The organism is Ignatzschineria ureiclastica, from assembly GCF_003121845.1.
Lineage (GTDB): Bacteria > Pseudomonadota > Gammaproteobacteria > Cardiobacteriales > Wohlfahrtiimonadaceae > Ignatzschineria > Ignatzschineria ureiclastica.
Genome location: NZ_QEWQ01000003.1, coordinates 224,081 through 244,538, shown reverse-complemented (window position 1 = coordinate 244,538; position 20,458 = coordinate 224,081). Strand labels below are relative to the sequence as shown.

18 protein-coding genes are annotated in these 20,458 nt (G+C 39.9%); 11 read left to right on the top strand and 7 right to left on the bottom strand.

The annotated features are described in order from the left end of the window. Nucleotides 1–130: 130 nt before the first annotated feature. The 4 genes from DC083_RS05030 (at nt 131) to pnp (ending at nt 4,719) form a co-directional block, all read left to right on the top strand. Nucleotides 131–1,354 carry a JmjC domain-containing protein gene (locus DC083_RS05030; protein WP_109189151.1) on the top strand — a complete coding sequence of 408 codons (1,224 nt, stop codon included), beginning with the start codon at nt 131–133 and terminating at the stop codon, nt 1,352–1,354. A 1-nt stretch (nt 1,355) separates the two neighbouring features. Next, nucleotides 1,356–1,931, top strand: coding sequence for a DUF192 domain-containing protein (locus DC083_RS05025; protein WP_157954895.1), 576 nt, complete (start codon nt 1,356–1,358; stop codon nt 1,929–1,931). Nucleotides 1,932–2,021: 90 nt separating this feature from the next. Then, nucleotides 2,022–2,288, top strand: coding sequence for a 30S ribosomal protein S15 (gene rpsO / locus DC083_RS05020; RefSeq protein WP_026879137.1), 267 nt, complete (start codon nt 2,022–2,024; stop codon nt 2,286–2,288). A gap of 340 nt (nt 2,289–2,628) precedes the next feature. Then, complete coding sequence (gene pnp / locus DC083_RS05015; protein WP_109189149.1) at nt 2,629–4,719, top strand: polyribonucleotide nucleotidyltransferase; 2,091 nt, start codon at nt 2,629–2,631, stop codon at nt 4,717–4,719. 187 nt (nt 4,720–4,906) lie between these two features. On the opposite strand, the gene DC083_RS05010 is transcribed toward pnp, so the two are convergent. The 3 genes from DC083_RS05010 to DC083_RS05005 form a co-directional block, all read right to left on the bottom strand. Continuing rightward, nucleotides 4,907–5,167, bottom strand: coding sequence for a DUF2798 domain-containing protein (locus DC083_RS05010; RefSeq protein WP_109189148.1), 261 nt, complete (start codon nt 5,165–5,167; stop codon nt 4,907–4,909). 424 nt (nt 5,168–5,591) lie between these two features. Beyond that, entirely contained in the window at nt 5,592–5,762 is a 171-nt protein-coding gene (locus tag DC083_RS10225) for a hypothetical protein (protein ID WP_189364589.1), read from the bottom strand. 130 nt (nt 5,763–5,892) lie between these two features. Continuing rightward, nucleotides 5,893–6,087, bottom strand: a complete 195-nt coding sequence (locus DC083_RS05005; protein WP_109189147.1) for a hypothetical protein — start codon at nt 6,085–6,087, stop codon at nt 5,893–5,895. A gap of 634 nt (nt 6,088–6,721) precedes the next feature. On the opposite strand from DC083_RS05005, the gene DC083_RS05000 reads away from it, so the two are divergent. The 5 genes from DC083_RS05000 to DC083_RS04980 all read left to right on the top strand — a co-directional run bounded on the left by DC083_RS05000 (nt 6,722) and on the right by DC083_RS04980 (nt 13,025). Beyond that, nucleotides 6,722–7,615, top strand: a complete 894-nt coding sequence (locus DC083_RS05000) for a LysR family transcriptional regulator (RefSeq protein ID WP_109189146.1) — start codon at nt 6,722–6,724, stop codon at nt 7,613–7,615. A gap of 70 nt (nt 7,616–7,685) precedes the next feature. Then, complete coding sequence (locus DC083_RS04995; protein ID WP_109189145.1) at nt 7,686–8,945, top strand: D-amino acid dehydrogenase; 1,260 nt, start codon at nt 7,686–7,688, stop codon at nt 8,943–8,945. 570 nt (nt 8,946–9,515) lie between these two features. Next, nucleotides 9,516–10,505 carry an HlyD family secretion protein gene (locus DC083_RS04990; protein ID WP_109189144.1) on the top strand — a complete coding sequence of 330 codons (990 nt, stop codon included), beginning with the start codon at nt 9,516–9,518 and terminating at the stop codon, nt 10,503–10,505. Nucleotides 10,506–10,633: 128 nt separating this feature from the next. After that, the gene (locus DC083_RS04985) at nt 10,634–11,827 is read left to right on the top strand and encodes an ABC transporter permease (RefSeq protein WP_109189143.1); all 1,194 of its coding nucleotides are present in this window, start codon (nt 10,634–10,636) and stop codon (nt 11,825–11,827) included. Further along, nucleotides 11,820–13,025 (top strand): ABC transporter permease, encoded by a 1,206-nt coding sequence (locus tag DC083_RS04980; RefSeq protein WP_109189142.1) that lies wholly within the window; start codon nt 11,820–11,822, stop codon nt 13,023–13,025. Before DC083_RS04985 ends, DC083_RS04980 begins: the two co-directional genes overlap by 8 nt. Nucleotides 13,026–13,158: 133 nt before the next feature. Here the strand turns inward: DC083_RS04980 and DC083_RS04975 are convergent, their stop codons facing one another. From DC083_RS04975 to DC083_RS04960, 4 genes are all read right to left on the bottom strand, one after another. After that, entirely contained in the window at nt 13,159–13,908 is a 750-nt protein-coding gene (locus DC083_RS04975; protein ID WP_229822479.1) for a MipA/OmpV family protein, read from the bottom strand. 261 nt (nt 13,909–14,169) lie between these two features. Next, nucleotides 14,170–15,822, bottom strand: a complete 1,653-nt coding sequence (locus tag DC083_RS04970) for a methyltransferase domain-containing protein (RefSeq protein ID WP_109189141.1) — start codon at nt 15,820–15,822, stop codon at nt 14,170–14,172. Nucleotides 15,823–16,020: 198 nt separating this feature from the next. Next, on the bottom strand, nt 16,021–16,698 hold the full coding sequence (locus tag DC083_RS04965) for an alpha/beta hydrolase (RefSeq protein ID WP_109189140.1): 678 nt from the start codon (nt 16,696–16,698) through the stop codon (nt 16,021–16,023). A gap of 95 nt (nt 16,699–16,793) precedes the next feature. After that, nucleotides 16,794–17,285, bottom strand: coding sequence for an NUDIX hydrolase (locus tag DC083_RS04960; protein ID WP_109189139.1), 492 nt, complete (start codon nt 17,283–17,285; stop codon nt 16,794–16,796). 394 nt (nt 17,286–17,679) lie between these two features. Between DC083_RS04960 and DC083_RS04955 the strand changes: the two genes are divergently transcribed. Both DC083_RS04955 and DC083_RS04950 read left to right on the top strand, forming a co-directional pair. Further along, nucleotides 17,680–18,600: a Dyp-type peroxidase gene (locus DC083_RS04955; RefSeq protein WP_109189138.1), complete on the top strand. Its 921-nt coding sequence runs from the start codon at nt 17,680–17,682 to the stop codon at nt 18,598–18,600. Nucleotides 18,601–18,984: 384 nt separating this feature from the next. Continuing rightward, nucleotides 18,985–20,097: a glycerol dehydrogenase gene (locus tag DC083_RS04950; RefSeq protein ID WP_109189137.1), complete on the top strand. Its 1,113-nt coding sequence runs from the start codon at nt 18,985–18,987 to the stop codon at nt 20,095–20,097. Nucleotides 20,098–20,458: the final 361 nt, after the last annotated feature.

Genomic DNA, 20,458 nt, shown 5'->3' with positions numbered 1-20,458 from the left:
ATTATGCTGAAAATAGCGTAATATCTTCTATTATTAAATGGTCTTTTTACTACTCATTCGAGTATCATTATCTGATACAAGATATAGATAGATATAGCGATATATTAATTTTTGAAAAGCGATAGATATTATGACACAAGATAAACCCCTTTCATTCTTAGGTGGCTTGACTGCTCGAGAATTTTTAACTGAATACTGGCAGAAGAAACCGCTCTTTATTAAAAATGCATTTCCTGATTTTGAAGATCCGATTGATGCCGATGAGATTGCTGGATTAGCCTTAGAGCCTTTTATTCCCTCTCGTTTTATCTTTGAATCAGGAGGAGAGCGTCCTTGGCAATTGAAAATGGGGCCGGCAGTAGAGGCGGATTTTACAGCTCTTAAAGATAAGAAGTGGATGCTCGTGATTAATGATGTGGAGAAGAATCTGCCGGAATTAAAAGCGATGACTGCGCCGTTTCAATTTATCCCGAATTGGCGCTTAGATGATCTACAAGTGAGCCTTGGGGAAGAGGGCGGAAACGTTGGTGCACATTGGGATGATTATGATGTATTCCTGATTCAAGGAATGGGGAAGAAGCGTTGGCAGATTAGCTATGCGCCGGTCTCCGAAGATGACTTTGTCGATGGCGTGGATATCCGTCTGATTGAGAATTTCAAAGCGGATGAAGAGTGGATTGTAGAGCCTGGCGATATGCTCTATCTACCCCCGAGAATTGGTCATTATGGCGTGAATATTGGTCGGAGTGTGACCTGGTCTGTGGGCTTTCGCGCACCGAAGCATCGGGAGATGTTCCGAGATTTTATCGAAATGCAGTTTGATAAGATTGCTGAGGATGCCCGTTTTAGTGATCCTTCGCTGCCGGTTGCCACTGAATATGGTCACTTAACAGATGATGCAATTGATCGAGTAATGGCGGTATTGCAAGAGAGCTTAACCCATAATCGGGAGATGGTGAGTGAATGGTTTGGGGCTTTTATTACTGAACCTAAGATGTTTCAAACACCGGAGCCTCTCGATGAGCCGATGGATGAAGAATCACTTGTTGAATTCTTAGATGATGGCGGCGCGCTTGAAGTACATCCCGGCATTACGCTATTGCATCGGGAGATCAATGATGCAATTTATCTCTTTGCTGCCGGTAAATCTTACTCACTACCGAAGTCGGAAAAGGCATTGGTAACTTATATTGTCAATTCAGAGTTTTTGGAATATGAAGCGCTGGAAGAGGCTTTAAGCTCAGATGTTGCTAAGCAATTTCTGGTGCAATTAGTCAATGACGGCATTTTACTCTGTGAAGATGAAGAGATGGCTGAAGGTGCTGATTGGGACGATGAGGAGGACGAAGCATAATATGGGACTATCAGAGATGCAAAAATCGATCAAACTGTGGAAACGGACATTATTGCTGACGGTGGTAGGTAGCTTAGGATTGCTAACTGTCACTAATAACTTGGCCATTGGACAACAAGCGGTGACACAGAGTCCTGATCTAGTGACTTTTCAACAAAATCGAGCTGGTATTGTTAAGCCAAGTTTTGGTTTGTCACCTATTTCTGGTTTACGGGAAGGGGAGATGATTGTCGGGGGACAACCTATTTTAGTGGAGTTAGCACTAGATGGCTATGCTCAGGCTAAAGGATTGATGTATCGAGAATCAATGCCGGAAGATCGGGGAATGCTCTTTATGTTTCCCTCTACGCAACCGCTCTCTTTTTGGATGAAAAATACGCTTATCCCGCTAGATATTATCTATATTGCGGAAAATGGTGAGATTGTGGATATTGTCACTGCTGAGCCTTGCAAGAGTGCCCACTGTCCATCTTATCCCTCAAAAGCGCCGGGGAAATATGTGCTTGAGCTCAATGCGGGTATGGCTGAGAAGCTTGGATTACAAGCAGGCGATAATTTAAATAGGCAATGGAATTAGTTTGGTATTTTAACGGAATCATACTATAATGCCGGCAGTAAATGCTGTCATCGCCATTGACACTTTTATATTATTTTGGAGTTTAAATTTATGTTATCAGTTGAGAAAAAAGCAGAGATCGTTAAAGATTTTGGTCGTGGCGCAAACGACACAGGTTCACCAGAAGTGCAAGTTGCACTTTTAACATTCAACATTAATGCACTTCAAGCGCATTTTGCAGTGAATAAAAAAGATCATCACTCACGTCGTGGTCTTCTTCAAATGGTAAACAAACGTCGTAAATTGCTTACATACTTAAAATCAAAAGATCTAGGTCGTTATCAAGATCTTATCGATCGTTTATCATTACGTCGTTAATTGATAAAGATGCAGTTTCTCGCAGATTATATTTCGCACACAATCTATGCGCTAGGTGTAATCTGTCTGTGAAATGTAGCCCTCGCATAAGTTTTATGTGAGGGTTTTTTATATATTTTACTGCGAAGTGATACTCAATGAGTGATCAATGAGAATTATTCGCAGAAAGATAGTAGTAAAACAGATCGATCATCGGTTTGTTATGTTGGCCTTTAATAGAGATATCTATAGGGGCACTGTTTTAAGGCTCTGTGATGATCTTTGTCAGAGCATTAAAACAGTTCCCTTAGATTCTATAGGCTTTATTAAAGGCTTTGAGAATTAAAAATAAGAGGAAATTATGAAATTAGAACCAATCGTACAAGAATTTACCTATGGTGGTCGTAAGGTTACGATCGAAACTGCTGAAATCGCGCGTCAAGCAACGGCTGCGGTAATGGTAGATATGGAAGGTACAACCGTATTTGTCTCTGTTGTTGCAGCAAAAAGCGCAGATCCTGGTCGTGACTTCTTTCCATTAACAGTGGATTATCAAGAAAAAACCTATGCTGCCGGTAAAATCCCAGGTGGCTTCTTCCGTCGCGAAGGTCGTCCTTCTGAGCAAGAGATCTTAATCTCACGTTTGATCGATCGTCCTATCCGCCCACTTTTCCACGAAGCATTCACCAATGAAGTGCAAATCGTGGCGATGGTTGTATCAATCAACCCAGAAATCAGCACAGATATCGTTGCGATGATCGGTGCATCAGCGGCTCTTTCAATTGCAAGATTACCTTACAATGGGCCATTAGGTGCTGCGCGCGTTGGTTATAAAAATGGTCAATATATCATTAACCCAACACGTACAGAGCTAGAGACGTCTGATCTTGATTTAGTGGTTGCCGGTACTGAAAATGCAGTATTAATGGTGGAATCTGAAGCGAACCTTTTAAGTGAAGAAGTGATGCTCGGCGCTGTGATGTTTGGTCATAACGAATTCCAAGTGGTGATCGAAAATATCAAAGCACTTGCAGATAAAGTGGGTAATGATCCATTCCCATTCGAAGCGCCTGAAGCGAACATTGCGCTACAAACTGCAGTATCAGATATTGCGCGTAAAGATTTAGAAGCGGCATTCAAAATTACCGTTAAACAAGATCGTGGTGCGGCTATTAATGCAGCAAAAGAGAAAGCGATTGAAGCACTAGTTTCTGATGACGAAGATAGTTTTACAGCGGCAGAAGTTTCGGCAGAAATTGGTCGTATTAGTGCGGATATCGTTCGTGGTCAAATCATTGCAGGTGAGCCACGTATTGATGGTCGTGATACTAAAACAGTTCGTCCAATCGTATCGCGCGTTGGTGTATTAAAACGCACTCATGGTTCTGCACTCTTTACTCGTGGTGAAACGCAAGCAATGGTGGTTGCAACATTAGGTACGGAGCGTGATGCGCAGATTATCGATGCGCTTTCAGGTGAGTATAAAGAGAGCTTTATGCTGCACTATAACTTTCCTCCCTATTCAGTCGGCGAAACAGGACGTGTAGGTTCACCAAAACGTCGTGAAATTGGTCATGGTAACTTGGCAAAACGCGGTGTTGCTGCGGTATTGCCGAATATGGAAGAGTATCCATACACGATTCGTGTGGTATCTGAAATCACAGAATCCAATGGCTCAAGCTCAATGGCCTCAGTCTGCGGAAGCTCACTTGCGCTTATGGATGCCGGTGTACCTTTAAAAGCACCTGTGGCCGGTATTGCGATGGGGCTTATTAAAGAAGGCGAGCAATATGCGGTATTAACCGATATTCTTGGTGATGAAGATCATCTTGGCGATATGGACTTTAAAGTCGCTGGAACAAAAGATGGTATTACAGCGCTTCAGATGGATATCAAAATTGATGGTATCACGAAAGAGATCATGGATACTGCATTATCACAAGCTAAAGTGGCAAGATTACATATTCTTGATGAGATGAATAAAGTGATCAGTGAATCACGTGATTCAATCTCTGAATTTGCACCACGTATCACGACGATTCGTATCAATCCAGATAAGATTCGTGATGTGATCGGTAAAGGCGGCGTGACAATTCGTGCGATTACCGAAGAAACGGGTGCCATTATCGAAATCGAAGATAGCGGTGAAGTGCGTATCTCTGCGGTGAATAATGATCAAGCAGAAGCTGCGAAAAAACGCATTGAAGAGATTACTTCTGATATCGAAATCGGTTCAGTATATGAAGCGCCGGTTGTACGTATCATGGACTTCGGTGCTTTTGTGAATCTTCGTCCTGGTCAAGATGGTATGGTTCACGTATCACAAATCCCTTCAGAAGAGCGTATCTCTAATGTGGGTGATCATTTAGCGGTAGGGCAAGTAGTGAAAGTAAAAGTACTTGAGATCGACCGTCAGGGCCGTATCCGTTTAACGATGAAAGATGTTGAGTAATCGCTTAAAATTTTGATATGAACGACTTGAAGGAGGAATGACTCATCAATGAGTGATCAATCCTTCAATCGCTCTCTATGTAGTCAATGATTGAATACAACAAAACGCTAAGGTGGACATTAATTCCGCTTTAGCGTTTTTTATTGGGGCTACAAAAGTATCGTTTCTGTGTTTAACTATTCAAAAGTTAAGGATTTTTTCGAATAAAGAAACTGGCAAACTTACGCATAATTGGCAATAGAATGAGGACTGAGGGAAAGGCGATGAGCCAAGAGAACATCCAAGCACCTAGCCATTCTTTAAAGACAAACCCCGCGAAGCCGATACTCATGAGTGTACTCACTAATGAGACAATACAGGACATACTACCGGAGAGAAATAGCGGTACTAAAATATGGAGCGCTTGTGGAGGAAGTTTATAGCGATCAAGGGAAGAGGGCTGTTTCATTATTGTCCTTTATTTCTATTGTTTCATTGAAGTCTATATTAGATAATCAATACCATACTGGTAGTGATTTGTTATAGCTATTTATGATCTATATACTCTTGTAATGCATCATACTGTAGGTATTATTTTATGGCATCTAAGGTATATCATAATACATAAAAATATATCGTTCTGTTTTTTTAAGATAGGTGAAGAACTTAATAAGTAGTTCTATTATAAAGCCTTATTATAAACACCTATTAGAAAACCCCACAATCTCTTAGAAAGATTATGGGGTTTAGGGTAAGATTATCGCAATCCTCATTTGAGGTATCTGACTTAGGTTTGAGGGCTTACAGTATACTTTATGAATGATTGGATAATCTTATAGACTGATAGAAATGCATCATATGATTGATGACTTCTATTTTATGCTGGTTGGCATTTACTTCTTATCAAGGTGACCGCTTAATTGGAAGAAACCGATTCCGCTTAAAATACCGATTACAGAAGCAACAGCCGCTGCTGCAACTACATCAATATCTTTGAGCATCACTGCACAAAGTAATAAGCCTACGATACCTACGATGAATAATGCTACACCAATACCTTTCATATCTATTTTCCTTCTGTTTAAAAGTAAAATTTAAAAGTAAGCTAAGGCAGTGAAATTGATCTACTATTTAGGATTATTGAGCAGAATAATCTTCGATAGGACACAAAACATTGCCCTAGTGAAATATCAATTAACTATTTGTTTGTTGAGAAATTTCTTTCTTGCTTAAAAGGGTACTTAAGTGGAAGAAGCCGATACCATTTAAGATACCTACTACCGCCGCAACCGCACCTGCAGCAACAACATCAATATCTTTAAGCATAAGCACACAGAGTAATAATCCAATAATTCCTATTACAAAAAGTGCAACACCGATACCTTTCATATATTCTCCTTCATAGGTTTGAGTATAATATGATTGAATTACAAACAGATAGGTTAATATATAATCAATAATATATTAACTAATAACGAATGATTTAATTAGTACATTTGTTATGTAGGTAATATTATATAAATAATCTAATTAAATCAATATTTATTTTTAATAATATTTAAAAAAATTGACAAATGCTCTTTTCTGAAAGCGAGGGAGTGAGCTTGTAAAAAGTCTATAGTGAGCGATATCTTTTGAGAGAATTACTGTATGCGTTTGATGTAATTATTTGATTTAATTATATTAAGTTGGGGTTTGTTAGAGAGTGTTATTATAGGTTTTATTCTCATCACGCTTATTGTTAGAATCCTATTTATAGGGGCTGATAGTAATAATCGATAGATTAAGTTCTAATAAACATTATATATAATAAGTTAATCTATATAATATTGGATCTTTTTTAAGATCCCATAGTAGTCACTTAAAAACCTTGTCTTAAATCCAATTGACTATAATCACTAGGAGAGATAGCGATTAGAAATGTCACTGCGCTTATTTTTCCAAGTATTTCAATCCGCACTTTTCTTGTACGATCTTGTATCATAAGTGCTATCTGAAAAATAATTGATGAGAAAGGATCGATATGAATGCGCGTCATTTAGAGGCTTTTTATGCGGTAATGCTTTGTGGATCTATTTCAAGAGCTGCGGATATGCTCAATGTTTCACAACCTGCGGTGAGTAAAACGATTAAGCATGCGGAGATACGCTTAGGGTATCCGCTTTTTGAGCGCGTACGGGGGAAGTTGATCCCGACTAAAGAGGGGCTTATTCTCTATGATAAAGCCAAAACGGTCTATGAAGAATTGAGTGGTTTTCAAGCCATTGCTGAAAATTTAGCAGAAAAACCTCAGGGCGATCTTTCGATTGGCTGTTTGCCGAGCCTAGGATTAAGTTTAATCCCTGAAGTAACCGCTGAATTTATCCGTTTACATCCGCAGGGTAATATTGAGGTAAGTACCTATCATACGACCGAACTATTACGTTTACTCAACAGCTATCAACTCGATTTTGCCATTAGCTTTAAACCGCTTAAAGAACAGGGGATCTCATCGATTCCGATTGCTAAAGTACCGCTTGTATATCTCGATGCCTCCCCGATTAATGGGAAGCAGATGTCGGTAGAAGCGATTGATGAATCTCGTTGGATTAATCCCGGTGCTGATTCTCTTTCGATGCTAATTCATCAATATCGCACCTTTCAAACCCCTCAGCTGAATGTGCATACTTATTATATGGCGGCAGAATTTGTAAAACGGGGGATTGGTTGCACAATTAGTGATATCTTTTCGGCGATGGAAGTTTTGCCATTATCAATGATTTATCCTCTATCGGAACCTCTGATGTTAGATCTCTGTATTATGCACCAGGCCGAGCGTCCTTTACGTAAAATTGCACAAGATTATCAACGATTATTGCACCGTTTTTTGCAGAAGCGTCTCAAAGATCATAACCAAAAGTTATACCAAGTACGATAATGTCAATTGTGGTTATCTTTTAAATCCTCTTTAATGATTCTTACCGATCTTAGAGGTTAAATAATAAAAGATGGCAAAATATATCACTATTGTAGGTGGAGGAGTAATTGGCCTATCGACAGCATTAGCGCTCATTCTAAAAGGGGCGCATGTCACGCTCTTAGATGCTGAAGATGGCGTTGGACAAGGCGCAAGCTTTGCTAACGGAGGTCAACTAAGTTATCGGTATGTATCACCCTTAGCCGATCGGGGCGTGATTTGGCAAGGGATTAAGTGGATGGGGAGGATTAGCTCCCCACTTAATATGCGGCTACAACCCTCACTTACTCAGTGGCGTTGGTTGTTACAATTTATGCGCGCTTGCAATAAGCGGCAACATCAGATCACAGAGGCTCATCTCTTACGGTTATCACTCTATAGTCAATCGATTTTAACGCACTGGCGCCGGGAGATTTTGACACAAGATTTTCATTGGCAACGTTCTGGAAAATTAATTCTTCATCGGAGTGCCTCCGATTTTACTCAGGCGCGGGAAAAAATCGATCCTGAATTTCAACAAGTTTTAAATGCCGATGAAGTCTGTGAATTAGAGCCGGCTTTAACGGCTACTCGCTCAAATATTCAAGGCGGAATCTATGCTCCTTTTGATGAAACCGCCGATTCTTACGCCTACTGTTTATCGCTCTTAGATTATCTACAGCGCTCTTCACAATTTACCTTAGTGACAGATTGCAAAGTAAATCATATAGTTGAGCGAGAAGGGCGCGTTGTTGCGCTGCAAACCTCCCAAGGAGAGATGCTAGTGAAACATCTAGTGATCTGTGCCGGCAATGAGAGTCGAGCGTTAGTGAAACCTCTGAAGATTGATCTACCGATCTATCCGTTAAAAGGCTACAGCTTAACACTTGAAAATGCTGAATCTCAATTTGAGGCACAAACCATTCCCACATTAAGTGTGACCGATTATGCCCATAAAACCGTTTATGCACAATTAGGGGATCGATTACGTATTGCCGCAATGGTGGATATCGGATATGACAAGAGTGGCATTAGAACTCGGCGAATAGATGCCCTTAAAACGCAGGTTCAAGCAACGTTTCCCGAAATTAAAGGATTAGATCAGGCGCGAGCTTGGAGCGGCCTACGTCCTGCAACGCCGAAAGGATCCCCTATTTTAGGGCGAACTCAATATCGCAATTTATGGTTGAATGTCGGCCATGGTAGTTTAGGATTTACCCTAGCTGCCGGCAGCGCCAATATTGTTGCGGACTTAATTACTGATTTTCGTTCGAGTATTAATTTAGAAGGCTTTTCTTATTTTGAAAAGTGATTGTGCCGCAATGGACTCAAATCAAAGAGAGGGGAGGAGAGCGGATCCCTATACCCTATAGGATTCATAGGATATTTTATTTCAGCTATTTTATTTAAATTTTCAATGAGAATAGGCGTGTTAATGGAGTTGTTTAGCTATTTTTATCATTGAAGTGGTTTATAGTAAATTGGGTTTAAGAAAAATGATTTTAAACAACATTTGCAAGATGCCGGATAGAATGGCTTCCTGACTTATTACAGCCGATGCGCCGGCATTTAAATAAGCTTATTTTGAACCGATATTACTATATTATTCCGGGATTATCTCTCGATTTATCTCAAAATATCCGCCATAAAATGGGTTGTGATAAGGCATTTTATTTTTTAAAAATAGGATGTGATGGGAAAAAATAGTATTTATTTGCTGAATGAAAGATAAATATCTTCAATAAGATAGTGAAAAATGGCGTTAGATAGGGATATTGTGATCAGTTGGGGATAACTCTATTGACAATGATCGTGTTATTATATGAGACCTAATTTTCATTAGATTCACTCTTTGGATAACGATCAATTAAGGTTTAATCCTATGCAAAATATCAAAAAAACTGTCGCAATTTTGGTGGGAATTATTGTCCTACTTATTGTTACTCTCTACTATATCTCTAATCATCGTCCTGAGCTCGTCTTCCAAGGGGAAGTCGCGGCGAATCGTGTCGATATCTCTGTACGGGTACAAGGTCGAGCAACGGCATTGTATGCGGAATTAGGGGATAAAGTAAAGAAAGGGGATCTGCTCTTACAATTAGAGAGTCCAGCGCTTGCTACGCAGTTAGAAACAGCGAAAGCGCAATATAATGTGTCGGTGGCTAATCGTGATGTGGTTTATAGTACCCGTCCTGAAACCATTGAAGCAATGCGGGCACAATATGAGAAAGCAGAAGCGGATTTAGCACTTGCGAAAAGCAACCTTGAACGAATGGAACAAGCCGCACCAAAAGGCGGGATCTCACAACAAAATTTAGATGTTGCGCGAAACTCATTTAGCTCGGCAGTTGATGCGGCTTCTGCTGCAAAAGCGAATTATGAGCTTGCTGTCAACGGCAGTAGTATTGAACAGAAGCGTTTAGCAGATGCACAGGTAGATCAAGCGCTCGCTGCACTCAATCAAGTTAAAAATGATTATGAAACCCTAACGGTCTATTCACCGGCAGATGGGCAAGTGACCGTTAGAGTCGCCGAAGTAGGGCAACTCTATAATCCTGGTACGCCACTCTATTCTATCGTTGATATGGATGATCTTTGGTTAACTTTTAATATTCGGGAAGATTACCTTAACTATGCAGCGGTGGGCGATCATTTTAATATCTATGTACCGGCACTTAAAAAGAGTATCGATGTCTATATTCAAGCAATCAATCCTTTAGGGCAGTTTGCAAACTGGCAGGCGACAAAGGCAACCGGCGATTTTGATCTACGGACTTTTGAAGTGCGTGCAAGACCTGTGAATAAAGATGAGGGTCTATTGCCGGGCATGAGCGTGATAGCCGATTGGAAGTCACGTCGTCATACTGAGTAAATCCCTTGAAATCACCAATGAGATCACTAAAGATCGATTTAAGATGAGAGGATAGCATTATCTTCTCATCGATCCTCTATAGATCTTCTATAGATTCTTTATAGATCCTTTCTAGATCAGGTTATTAGATGGAACAACGTGTTACAGAAACGGCTGTCAAACAGCACTATTTTTCGCTACTCTTTCGGGAGATACGCGTCATTTTTCGGGCAAAGCCGCTGGCTTTTGCGCTCTTCTGTTATCCTCTGTTAGTTGTGCTCTTTTTTACATATCTGTTTCAACAAGGTGTGATTGAGAGAGCGCCCATTACTGTGGTGGATATGGATCGTAGCGTGGCTTCGAGAGAGGTGATTCAGAAAATGGCGGCAAAGCCTGAAATTCTCATTGCTAAACGAGATAACTCGCTTTTTGATGCCAAACAAGCACTACTTTCCGGCGAAGTCTACGGGATTCTCTTTATTCCCAGTGATTTTGAGAAGAATTTATTGGCTAATAATTCTCCTGAAATTACAACTTTTTATAATCAGCAATATATGTCTGTAGGTAGTACGCTGAATAAAGGCTTTATGCAGACGTTAGCGGCGATTATTGCCGATTATCAGACGGAAACAATGCTCAAGCAGGGGACTGCGCGGAAGATTGCAGAGCAGCAGCTCTCACCGATTAAGCTTGAAACGCATCCTGTCTTTAATCCCACGCTCAACTATGTCTATACCTTAGTCAATGGCGTTGTGCCGACGTTGTTGCAAATCTTAATTATGATGACAATGGTCTATACTGTCGCGCGGGATAAATATAAGGCCGGCGGTCTTGCCGTACCGCTTGCGATGGCTAATGGTTCTTTTATGCGCTATATCATCAATAAGACACTGCCTTATCTCTTATGGTTTGTGATTGTTCATATGATTTTAGATGCTGTGCTGATTCTCTTTTATGATCTACCGGTACGAGGTTCCTTGACCATTCTCTATGTGGGAACGGTGATCTTTATCTTTACCGCACAATTATGGGCTATGTTCTTTACGCTTTGGTTACCGCAAAAAGTGATTAACTACGGCGCGGCAAGTAGCTTCTCTTCGCCGGCATTTGGGTTTGTTGGGCTCTTCTTCCCAAGAATTGCGATGAGCTGGTACGCTATTGCTTGGGGGGCTGTTTTACCAATTACTTGGTATTCAGAAGTCCGGCAGGATCAGACGCTTCGAGGTCATGAATTACCTTATAACTTAGAGCCTATTCTATGGATGGTGATTATTGGTATTGTGATCTATCTTTTGGTAGCGCTACGGATGCACCTACTCAAAAAGGGGGCAAAACGTGTTTAAAACAACTTTAAAAGTCTTCTTCAATGAGTTTTTGAATATCTTTCGTGTAGAAGCTGTGTTGAGCATTTTAATTTCTGGCTCGATTCTCTATTTCTTCTACTATCCTATTCCTTATAATAATGAAGAGGTACGGGAAGCGCCCACGATTGTTGTCGATCATGATAATTCGACAATGAGTCGAGAGATTATTCGCAAGCTCAATGCTACAGATAGTATCAATGTTGTAGGTTATGTCTCGACAATGCAGGAAGCAGAACATCTCATGCGTAATCGTGATGTTTATGCGATTATTTGGGTTCCTTTCGATTTTGAGCAGAATATTTTAAGTGGTCGTTCTGGTGCGCTCTCTTATTATGGCGATGCAAGTTACGTCATCATCTATAGTAAGATCTCTTCGGCAGTACAATCCGTTGTCAAAAATTATAGTCGAGAGATTGGGGCTGCGAAGCAGATCAGCATGGGCGTTGATCCGGCGATAGCGCTTGGGAATAGCTCGCCGATTACGCCGGTATTTGTACCGCTCTATAATCCACAAAATGGTTATGCAACCTATGTGATTCCACCGGTATATGTATTGATCGTTTATCAATGTCTATTCCTTGCGGTCGTTATCTCTATTATTTTAGGTCGGCGCTCAGACTTTGATAAAGCGCTTGTGAGTGATGAAAAAACTGCGCCTTTTGCAGTCGCTTTCTCTGTTTTAATAGGGAAGTGGTTGGCTTACTTTATTGTGAGTTTAATGATTTTTGTGGCTTATATGGGGCTAACACCGATCTATTATCAGCTCCCATTCCATGGTACGATTCCGCGGATTTTACTCTTTTCGATCCCATTCTTATCGGGTACGATCTTTATGGGGATCTTCTTCGGGCAATTCTTCCGGAAGTTTGATGATGTATTTTTGATTATTATGCCGTCAAGTATGCTTCTCTTCTTCTTATCCGGCATGAGCTGGCCGAAGGAGTTAGTCCCGCCGTTATTGGAGTGGATCACTTATATCTTCCCCGTTTTTCCAGGGATTACTAGCATGATTACGCTCAATCAGATGGGCGGGGGTATCCATAATATCCAGTCGGAAGTGATTAATATTATCATCCTAATGGGTGTTTATGGATTATTAGCACTGTGGGGATTATATCGATATTACAAGCGATTACAGCAATCGCTACAACAAGAAAACACCGGCAGTAAAGTATAAGGGAATGAGATATCGTATCGAATAGCATCCCACAATAATAAAACGCCAAACAGTTCATCCATTGTTTGGCGTTTTTGTGATCACTTTTAAGGATTGATTATAGAATCAATCATCATTTTAGAAGTCTAAAAATTTAGAAATTATAGTTTAATCCTAAAGCAAAGCTACTTAAGGTAGAGCGCTTAGTCATGGGGCTATCTTTCACATCACTTGGGAGGAATTGAAATTCCATGCCGCCAAAGACATGAAAACGATCCGTCGCTTTCACCGCCATACCGATTCCGATATGCGGCGTTACTGAACTTCCCGGACGATATTGATGAATGCCGGTACGTGCAGATTCTTCTGCTGAAACTCCATAATAGTAACGGTTATGCTTCTTATCATCCCAGGTTAATCCAGCTCTTGGCACTAAAGTGAAATGATCATTCACACGATAAACATAGCCGATATTGGCATTCGCAACGACATCTTTACTGCGGCCTAAAATATCCCCTTGGATATCGCCACTAATAAAGACGTTATTATCAAATTGATGATTAATGCCGGCACCTAATTGAATGGTAGATTTACGTTTATCAAGTCTATCATAAGGCCAATGAGAATCCCCTGGTTTAAAGTTTAGCGCTTGATAGTTGAGATGAAGATCCACTTTTGTTTGGGAAAACTCCATGACATTTACGCCCAGTTTTAAGCCTTTAATAAAGAATGGGCCTGATTGATATTCAAGATGGGGCACCGGAATCCATTCAGAATTATCGCCAATATAAGGTTTCTGTTGATAACCAACGCCTAAGCCAAGGCTGAGCTGATCATAATAAGATTGAGCAAAACCAACACTCGAAAGTGAAAGCAGCATCGTGAGAAAGAGTTTTTTATTCATAGAATCGCGACTTTTCAGTGAAAAAAGATAAGGAATGAGTGCAATATTCTTCGTTGAGAAATCAGCTAGAAAATAGCACACCGAGTTTATGGTAGAGGCTACTATAGAGAAGCAACAGCCGAGCTGCAATCTTATTTGCGAAAATTTTAGAAAAATAATTATTACTAACAGATCTCAGATAATCCATAGAATATAGATATTAAAAATAGGGAATAATCGTTGGGATTATGCCACTAAATGAATGCAGATAATATTGCGATATTAAGTCGATTTAGGTCGCCAAAATCCATTGTCATCGTGTAGTTTTTGGGCATGAAAATAATAATTTCTAGCAATCGATTCTGATCGTTCACGATCTACAAGAAAGCCATATTTCCCAATTTCCTGCGTAATTTCCTGATTAAATTGAGCATTTCTAATAAACCATTTTTCATAGAACTCAATGGCTGCAAGATTATTACTTTTACTGTTATTACAAGTTTTATCAGCTAAAACAAAATTATGGGCTGTATCATACTGATAAAGAGACCAAGGAATAAAGTGATCAACCTCTCCAGCATTGATTGAAATTGATTTTCCACAGTAAAAACAGTAGCCATCTTGAATTTTATGGAGTACGGGTTTTATTTTAGTAAGATTTTTTCTATCTGCGCTAAATAGAAAATCATCTAAGTTGGGGAAATTACCAAATTTATTCTGATTATCCTTAAAGAGACGAATATTATCCATCCAATACTTTTGGCATATCTCTTCAATAAAGATCGAGAAGCGAGTAAGGCAAAAGGCAACATGAGGATGGAGTGTAATATTCTCTTTATTTTGGGGTTCGTAATAATAGAGAAATTCATGAGGATTGGTATCACTCATTTGTAGATGCTTTAGTGGATATGTATGAATAGTTTTTTTTGTAGAATCAATCAATTTATTCCATTCAGATTTATTTTTTTTAAAATCGAATAACGATGGAAATTTTTCTTGGGCTTTCAATATATCGTTAATAATAGCAGCCTGTTTTCCTGTATTTTGCTTTAAAATAGGGAGTTCAATGGGGCTATAATTAACTTGATTCTCGATATTTTTCCCATCTTCAATTTCTGGAAAATAAGGGCGAGCTTGTTGCCAATAAAGCTCAATAAATTTTTCAGCAATTTCTGCTATGGGAATGGTCAAAGCTTCACTATTCGATCGGTTTTTTTCAATGGATATTCTAACTAAGCTAATCAGAAGGGCGAATTTATAGGTAGAGGTAGTTTTTGCAGTAGCTAGGAGTTGTTGAATGTCTGCAATAAATTGAATTTGAGTATTCGATGAAGGTGTCTTAGAGCTATCAGGATCTTTTTTAAAGATGATATTGAGCCAATGCTCTTGTCTATCGGGGCGTTGATCTGCCGTTACCCACTGTTGTAACAGGTAAATATTAGAAAACTGTTTGAGTAGTTGATCGGCTTGCACTTCATTAAGATCGGTGAAGTGTCGTCCCTCTTTCTCTCGATCTTCTGAACCATATTTAAAAGAGAGATAGCAAATGCCGTCCGGTTTTAGTGCATTAATGATTTTGGTAAGCACTTCGGGTAAGCGTGATCGTTCACAGTGTAATAGCGAAGCACAAGCCCAAATTCCGATATATTTCTCTATGTCATCAATATCATAAAAACTCGCTTCTTGGATATCTAAACCTGTATTTTGTCGTGCTAATTGCACTAATTCAGGTGAGAAGTCAAAAGCAGTCACCTCGTAACCTTGTTGATGAAAGAAAAGCGCATCACGACCAGAACCACAGCCAATATCTAAAATGCTTCCATTAGGGGGAAGATAGTCGAGAAATTGTTGATAGAGTTCTGACATATCAACGTCAAAAGTATTTTCAGAAAATAGCTCGGCATTTTTATTATAGTATTCAAGCGTATCTGTCATAATTCCTTCTTCGATCAATTTATCTATCTCAATAGTAAATCATAGCTGAATTTGGGAATAATTATTTGAATAATTATAAAAGTCCTCATCTTATTATATTAACCATATCAGGTATATCACTCGGCAGAATAGAAAAAGCAGACTACAAAGAGCCTGCTCATTGCTATAACAGCTAAATCATTGTGATGAAGTTATCTATTATGATTCGGTTGTTTCTGGATGCAGTAGGGCGACAAGCCATGCGGCGATATCTTGTAGCTCTTCATTAATGACTTCATGTGCCATTGCATAATCGTGCCAAGTAGTTTGTATTCCCCGACTACGAAGGAAGGTTTCTGCAGCGCGTCCTAGATTAATATCTACCACATTATCTTGTCGTCCGTGGAGATGGAGCGTTGGAATGGCTTTTTTATTCTCGCCAATCGCTAGCTCATCGTTGAAAGTAGCACTATAGGTTGAGAGTGCCATAACGCCGCCGATGGGTTGATTGTAAGCAATAAAAGCAGTATGCAATACAACTGCGCCACCTTGCGAGAAACCGGCAAGAACAATACGTTCAAGGGGAATACCTTTCGCTTGCTCTGCTTCGATTAAGGAGATCACATATTGTGCGGATTCATCAAGCTCAGATTGTTTGATTTCACGAGGAGAAGTAAGGGCGATAATGTCATACCAAGAGGGCATCGGGAAGCCATTATTGAGCGTTACCGGGCGCACAGGTGCTTGCGGTAAGATAAAACGGGTTGTGGGTAATAGATCTTTCTGTAGAATTTGGGCAACCGGTAGAAAGTCTGTTTTCGAAGCGCCGAGACCATGAAGCCAAATAACGGCTGAATCCGCTGGTTGTTTAGGATCTAAAATAATAGGTTGTTCCATTTCAACTCCTTATCCAATGATGAGTAAAAGTGATGTTTATCCCGATATTATAACGCCGATTGTTTGATGATGTCGGCAACGCTGTTTGAGCTGAATTAAGCATCTAAATAAGTATCAAAGCCTAAGCTTTCGCCAGCATCTTTAAGCAGATCGAGCCAAGTCGGAATGACAAAGCTCACCATTAAAGGCGCAAGGTTCATACCGGCAACATCTTGCGGTGTAATCCATTTTGCCTCGGCGATCTCGGCACTTGGGGTAATCTCAATGGGCGTTGGTAGCAGTACAAAGAAGAGATTAGAGCGGATAAAATAACCAGGTTCATTTGCCGCCGGCGCTTCATAAGTTTTGATGAAGTTGGCAAGATTAGGTGCAATCGTCAGATCAATCTCCTCTTTAAATTCCCGAATAAGCGCTTCTATGGGGCTTTCCCCTTGATCAATTTTGCCACCGGGAAGCATAAATTTCTCGGTATTCTGTTTACGGACAACGAGTAATCGACCCCGTGGATCAATCACAATGCCGGCAGCAAGGATAAAGAGTTTATCGGGATCAATAATCGAGGATGGAGTCTGTGTTGCTGAGGACATATGTTTTTCCATTAATAAGCGTGAAAAGAGAATAGTATATTGCAGAAAATAGATCCCACTATTGTACGGGAACTAGCGGGGATTTTTGTGAAAATTATTCTTAAGTGTATGAAGATGAGCTTGTAATCAGTACCTAACTGCTAGATCAATTGCTTACTAAATTTTCGGCTAAATAATCAGAAAAGGCGTAAAATAGCGAGCATATGATTAATTTTTAATGTTTTTCAATAATCAGCATATTCCGCTATTATCCTAAGATCTATTTTGCGATATAGGTTGTAATATAACTTGTGATATAGGCATACGATTATTAAAAGCGATAGAAAGAAATTAATAAATAAATACATTGCAAGACAATGTCCCCTTGAAATTTTGTGATAGAAAGGAGCAGCAGATGAGTGAATTAAATTTTCAGGAAGGTTTGATTGTAGAGAATCGTGATCATGCTATTTTCATGGAAATCAATTTCAAAAGCGATGATTTAGATGCGATTAAAGAGGCGATTGCCGGTTTATTAGCACGTCAACGATCATATAGCGTTCGTTTTGGAGATTGTGGCTTGCAAATTGTGGTAGCTTTTGGACGTGATGCTTGGACTAAGTTATCCGGCAATGCGGAAAGTGCACCGGAGCTTGTGGATTTTAAAGAGCTGGGTTATGGCATGGCACAAGCTACGCAAAGAGATATGTTTGTGCATATTAATTCCCATTCTCACCGTATTAACTTCTCTGTGGCACAAGATCTTGTGAAGCTCTTTAAAGGTTTAGTGACGATTGAAGAGGAAGTACATGGCTTCCGTTGGTTAGAAGCGCGGGATTTAAGTGGTTTTGTGGATGGTACGGAGAATCCTAAAGGCTGTAAAGATCGAACAGAAGTTGCGGTTATTCAAGAAGGCGCAGATGCCGGCGGAAGTTACGTGATTGCGCAGAAATGGATCCATTCTTTAGAGCAAGTGGAACATTTTGATCTGAAAACACAAGAGAATATCTTTGGACGGACAAAAGTCGATGATATTGAAATGGATGATGATGAGAAACCTGTCGGCGCGCACACAGAGCGGGTTGTGATTGATGAGGATGGGGAAGAGCTTGAAATTGTCCGTCATAGCTTGCCTTATGGTTATGCAAGCGGTGAGAAAGGGCTCTACTTCTTAGCTTATAGTGCAGAATTAACCCGTTATGAGAAGATGCTTGCGCGTATGTTTGGCGATGAAGATGGTCATTTTGATCACATGCTCTCGTATACTCATGCGGTAACCGGTAGTTTCCTTTATGTACCATCACTCGATCAGCTTGAAGAGATTGGCGCTGCATAACAGCGATATAGATGAACAAGGATGTGAAAGAGTGTCTGTAGTCATTACAGATACTCTTTTTTATTATTTGATTTTAGGGATTGATATTGATCAAAGTAAGGTGAAATGGATCTATCGTTCTACTTTTACTTCTCTCTGTTATAGTGGCTAATGCTCTAATGTGGATAAGTTATTTTAAGTAATCTAATTACTCTGGTGGTTAGAGGTTTGACGTGAAGAATGATAGTATGGAGGTAGGGTAATAGTCTTCTAATTTTAAGGTGTTATAAGTCAGTCATTGGGAAGCCCATCATGCTGAATATGCCACTTTTGATACTCATAGTGGACTATTTCATTCAAGAATCGGAATCCGATTCGTGGGTACACAACTGAAGGAGTTTATATATGTTAAAAGTATTACAATCACCAGGTAAGTATGTTCAAGGCCCGAATGCGCTTCATTCTATTGCAGATTATGTGAAACCATTGAGCGACAAAGCATTTGTGATCGCAGATGCATTTGTATTTGGATTAGTGGAAAAGATCGTCGATGCAAGTGCAGCAAAAAGTGGTGTGCAATTAACAAAAGCAACTTTTGAGGGCGAGTGCTCACAAAATGAGATTAAACGTTTAGGCGAACTCTTTGCGAAAAGTGGCGCAGGCATTGTCGTAGGAATCGGGGGCGGTAAAACACTCGATGCAGCGAAAGCAGTGGCATACTATGGTAAAGTGCCAATTGTGATAGCACCTACAATCGCTTCTACCGATGCGCCCACTAGTGCATTATCAGTGATCTATACTGATAAAGGTGAGTTTGAAAGCTATCTTCTCTATCCTAAGAATCCAGATATCGTGGTGATGGATACCACGATTATTGCGAATGCACCTGTTCGACTCTTTGTGGCAGGGATGGGCGATGCACTTGCCACTTATTTTGAAGCGCGGGCCTGTACAGAATCTTATAATCAGACGATGGCCGGTGGATTAACCACATTAACGGCAATGTCATTGGCAACACTCTGTTATGACACACTGCTCGAAGAGGGTTTGAAAGCGAAAATTGCGGTAGAGAATAAGGTGAGCACGAAAGCGGTAGAAAATATCGTAGAAGCCAATACTCTATTAAGTGGACTTGGCTTTGAAAGTGCAGGTTTAGGGGCATGTCATGCAATTCATAATGGTTTGACTGTCATCGAAGAGTGCCACGATATGTATCATGGTGAGAAAGTAGCTTTCGGTGTTCTCGTGCAATTAGTGCTTGAGAATAGTCCCCTTGAAGAGATTGAGGAAGTGTTAGAGTTCTCCACATCTGTAGGATTACCAGTCACATTTGCAGAACTTGGTTTTGAAGATGATGCACCTAATTATCATGAAAAATTGAAAGAGGCAGCCAAATTAAGCTGTGCTGAAGGGGAAACCATTCATAACATGCCATTTAAAGTGACGGTTGATGATGTTTATGCTGCGATGATTGCGGCGGATCGTCTAGGTCGTGCTTGGTTAGAAGTGGAAGCGTAGATTGTAATATCTCGTTTTTCAATAGAAAGATAAGATAAAAACTATAAGCTGTAAGTGTTCTACTTACAGCTTTTTTGCTACTTATAATCAATACATTGGCATTAAAATAAGCATTATTCAAATGCCGGCGCATCGGTTGTAAAAAGAAAGGTAACCATTCTATCCGGCATCTTGCAAGTGTTGTTTAGTGCGATTTGATGTTCGCTTAAAGTTCCATACTAACTACATAAAAACCATTTCCCTTAAACCAAATTGACTATATAACTTAGGGTTTTGAATCTTACACATTGATAGGAAATCTTAGCTATGATTTTACAAAAAAACGGCACTCTATGAGTGCCGTTCTACATTGTCATACTAT

What these genes read in the sequence shown, in the direction of transcription:
- DC083_RS05030 (WP_109189151.1), top strand. Translation starts at nt 131, where the DNA reads ATGACACAAGATAAACCCCTTTCATTCTTAGGTGGCTTGACTGCTCGA.
- DC083_RS05025 (WP_157954895.1), top strand. Translation starts at nt 1,356, where the DNA reads ATGGGACTATCAGAGATGCAAAAATCGATCAAACTGTGGAAACGGACA.
- rpsO (WP_026879137.1), top strand. Translation starts at nt 2,022, where the DNA reads ATGTTATCAGTTGAGAAAAAAGCAGAGATCGTTAAAGATTTTGGTCGT.
- pnp (WP_109189149.1), top strand. Translation starts at nt 2,629, where the DNA reads ATGAAATTAGAACCAATCGTACAAGAATTTACCTATGGTGGTCGTAAG.
- DC083_RS05010 (WP_109189148.1), bottom strand. Translation starts at nt 5,167, where the DNA reads ATGAAACAGCCCTCTTCCCTTGATCGCTATAAACTTCCTCCACAAGCG.
- DC083_RS10225 (WP_189364589.1), bottom strand. Translation starts at nt 5,762, where the DNA reads ATGAAAGGTATTGGTGTAGCATTATTCATCGTAGGTATCGTAGGCTTA.
- DC083_RS05005 (WP_109189147.1), bottom strand. Translation starts at nt 6,087, where the DNA reads ATGAAAGGTATCGGTGTTGCACTTTTTGTAATAGGAATTATTGGATTA.
- DC083_RS05000 (WP_109189146.1), top strand. Translation starts at nt 6,722, where the DNA reads ATGAATGCGCGTCATTTAGAGGCTTTTTATGCGGTAATGCTTTGTGGA.
- DC083_RS04995 (WP_109189145.1), top strand. Translation starts at nt 7,686, where the DNA reads ATGGCAAAATATATCACTATTGTAGGTGGAGGAGTAATTGGCCTATCG.
- DC083_RS04990 (WP_109189144.1), top strand. Translation starts at nt 9,516, where the DNA reads ATGCAAAATATCAAAAAAACTGTCGCAATTTTGGTGGGAATTATTGTC.
- DC083_RS04985 (WP_109189143.1), top strand. Translation starts at nt 10,634, where the DNA reads ATGGAACAACGTGTTACAGAAACGGCTGTCAAACAGCACTATTTTTCG.
- DC083_RS04975 (WP_229822479.1), bottom strand. Translation starts at nt 13,908, where the DNA reads ATGAATAAAAAACTCTTTCTCACGATGCTGCTTTCACTTTCGAGTGTT.
- DC083_RS04970 (WP_109189141.1), bottom strand. Translation starts at nt 15,822, where the DNA reads ATGACAGATACGCTTGAATACTATAATAAAAATGCCGAGCTATTTTCT.
- DC083_RS04965 (WP_109189140.1), bottom strand. Translation starts at nt 16,698, where the DNA reads ATGGAACAACCTATTATTTTAGATCCTAAACAACCAGCGGATTCAGCC.
- DC083_RS04960 (WP_109189139.1), bottom strand. Translation starts at nt 17,285, where the DNA reads ATGTCCTCAGCAACACAGACTCCATCCTCGATTATTGATCCCGATAAA.
- DC083_RS04955 (WP_109189138.1), top strand. Translation starts at nt 17,680, where the DNA reads ATGAGTGAATTAAATTTTCAGGAAGGTTTGATTGTAGAGAATCGTGAT.
- DC083_RS04950 (WP_109189137.1), top strand. Translation starts at nt 18,985, where the DNA reads ATGTTAAAAGTATTACAATCACCAGGTAAGTATGTTCAAGGCCCGAAT.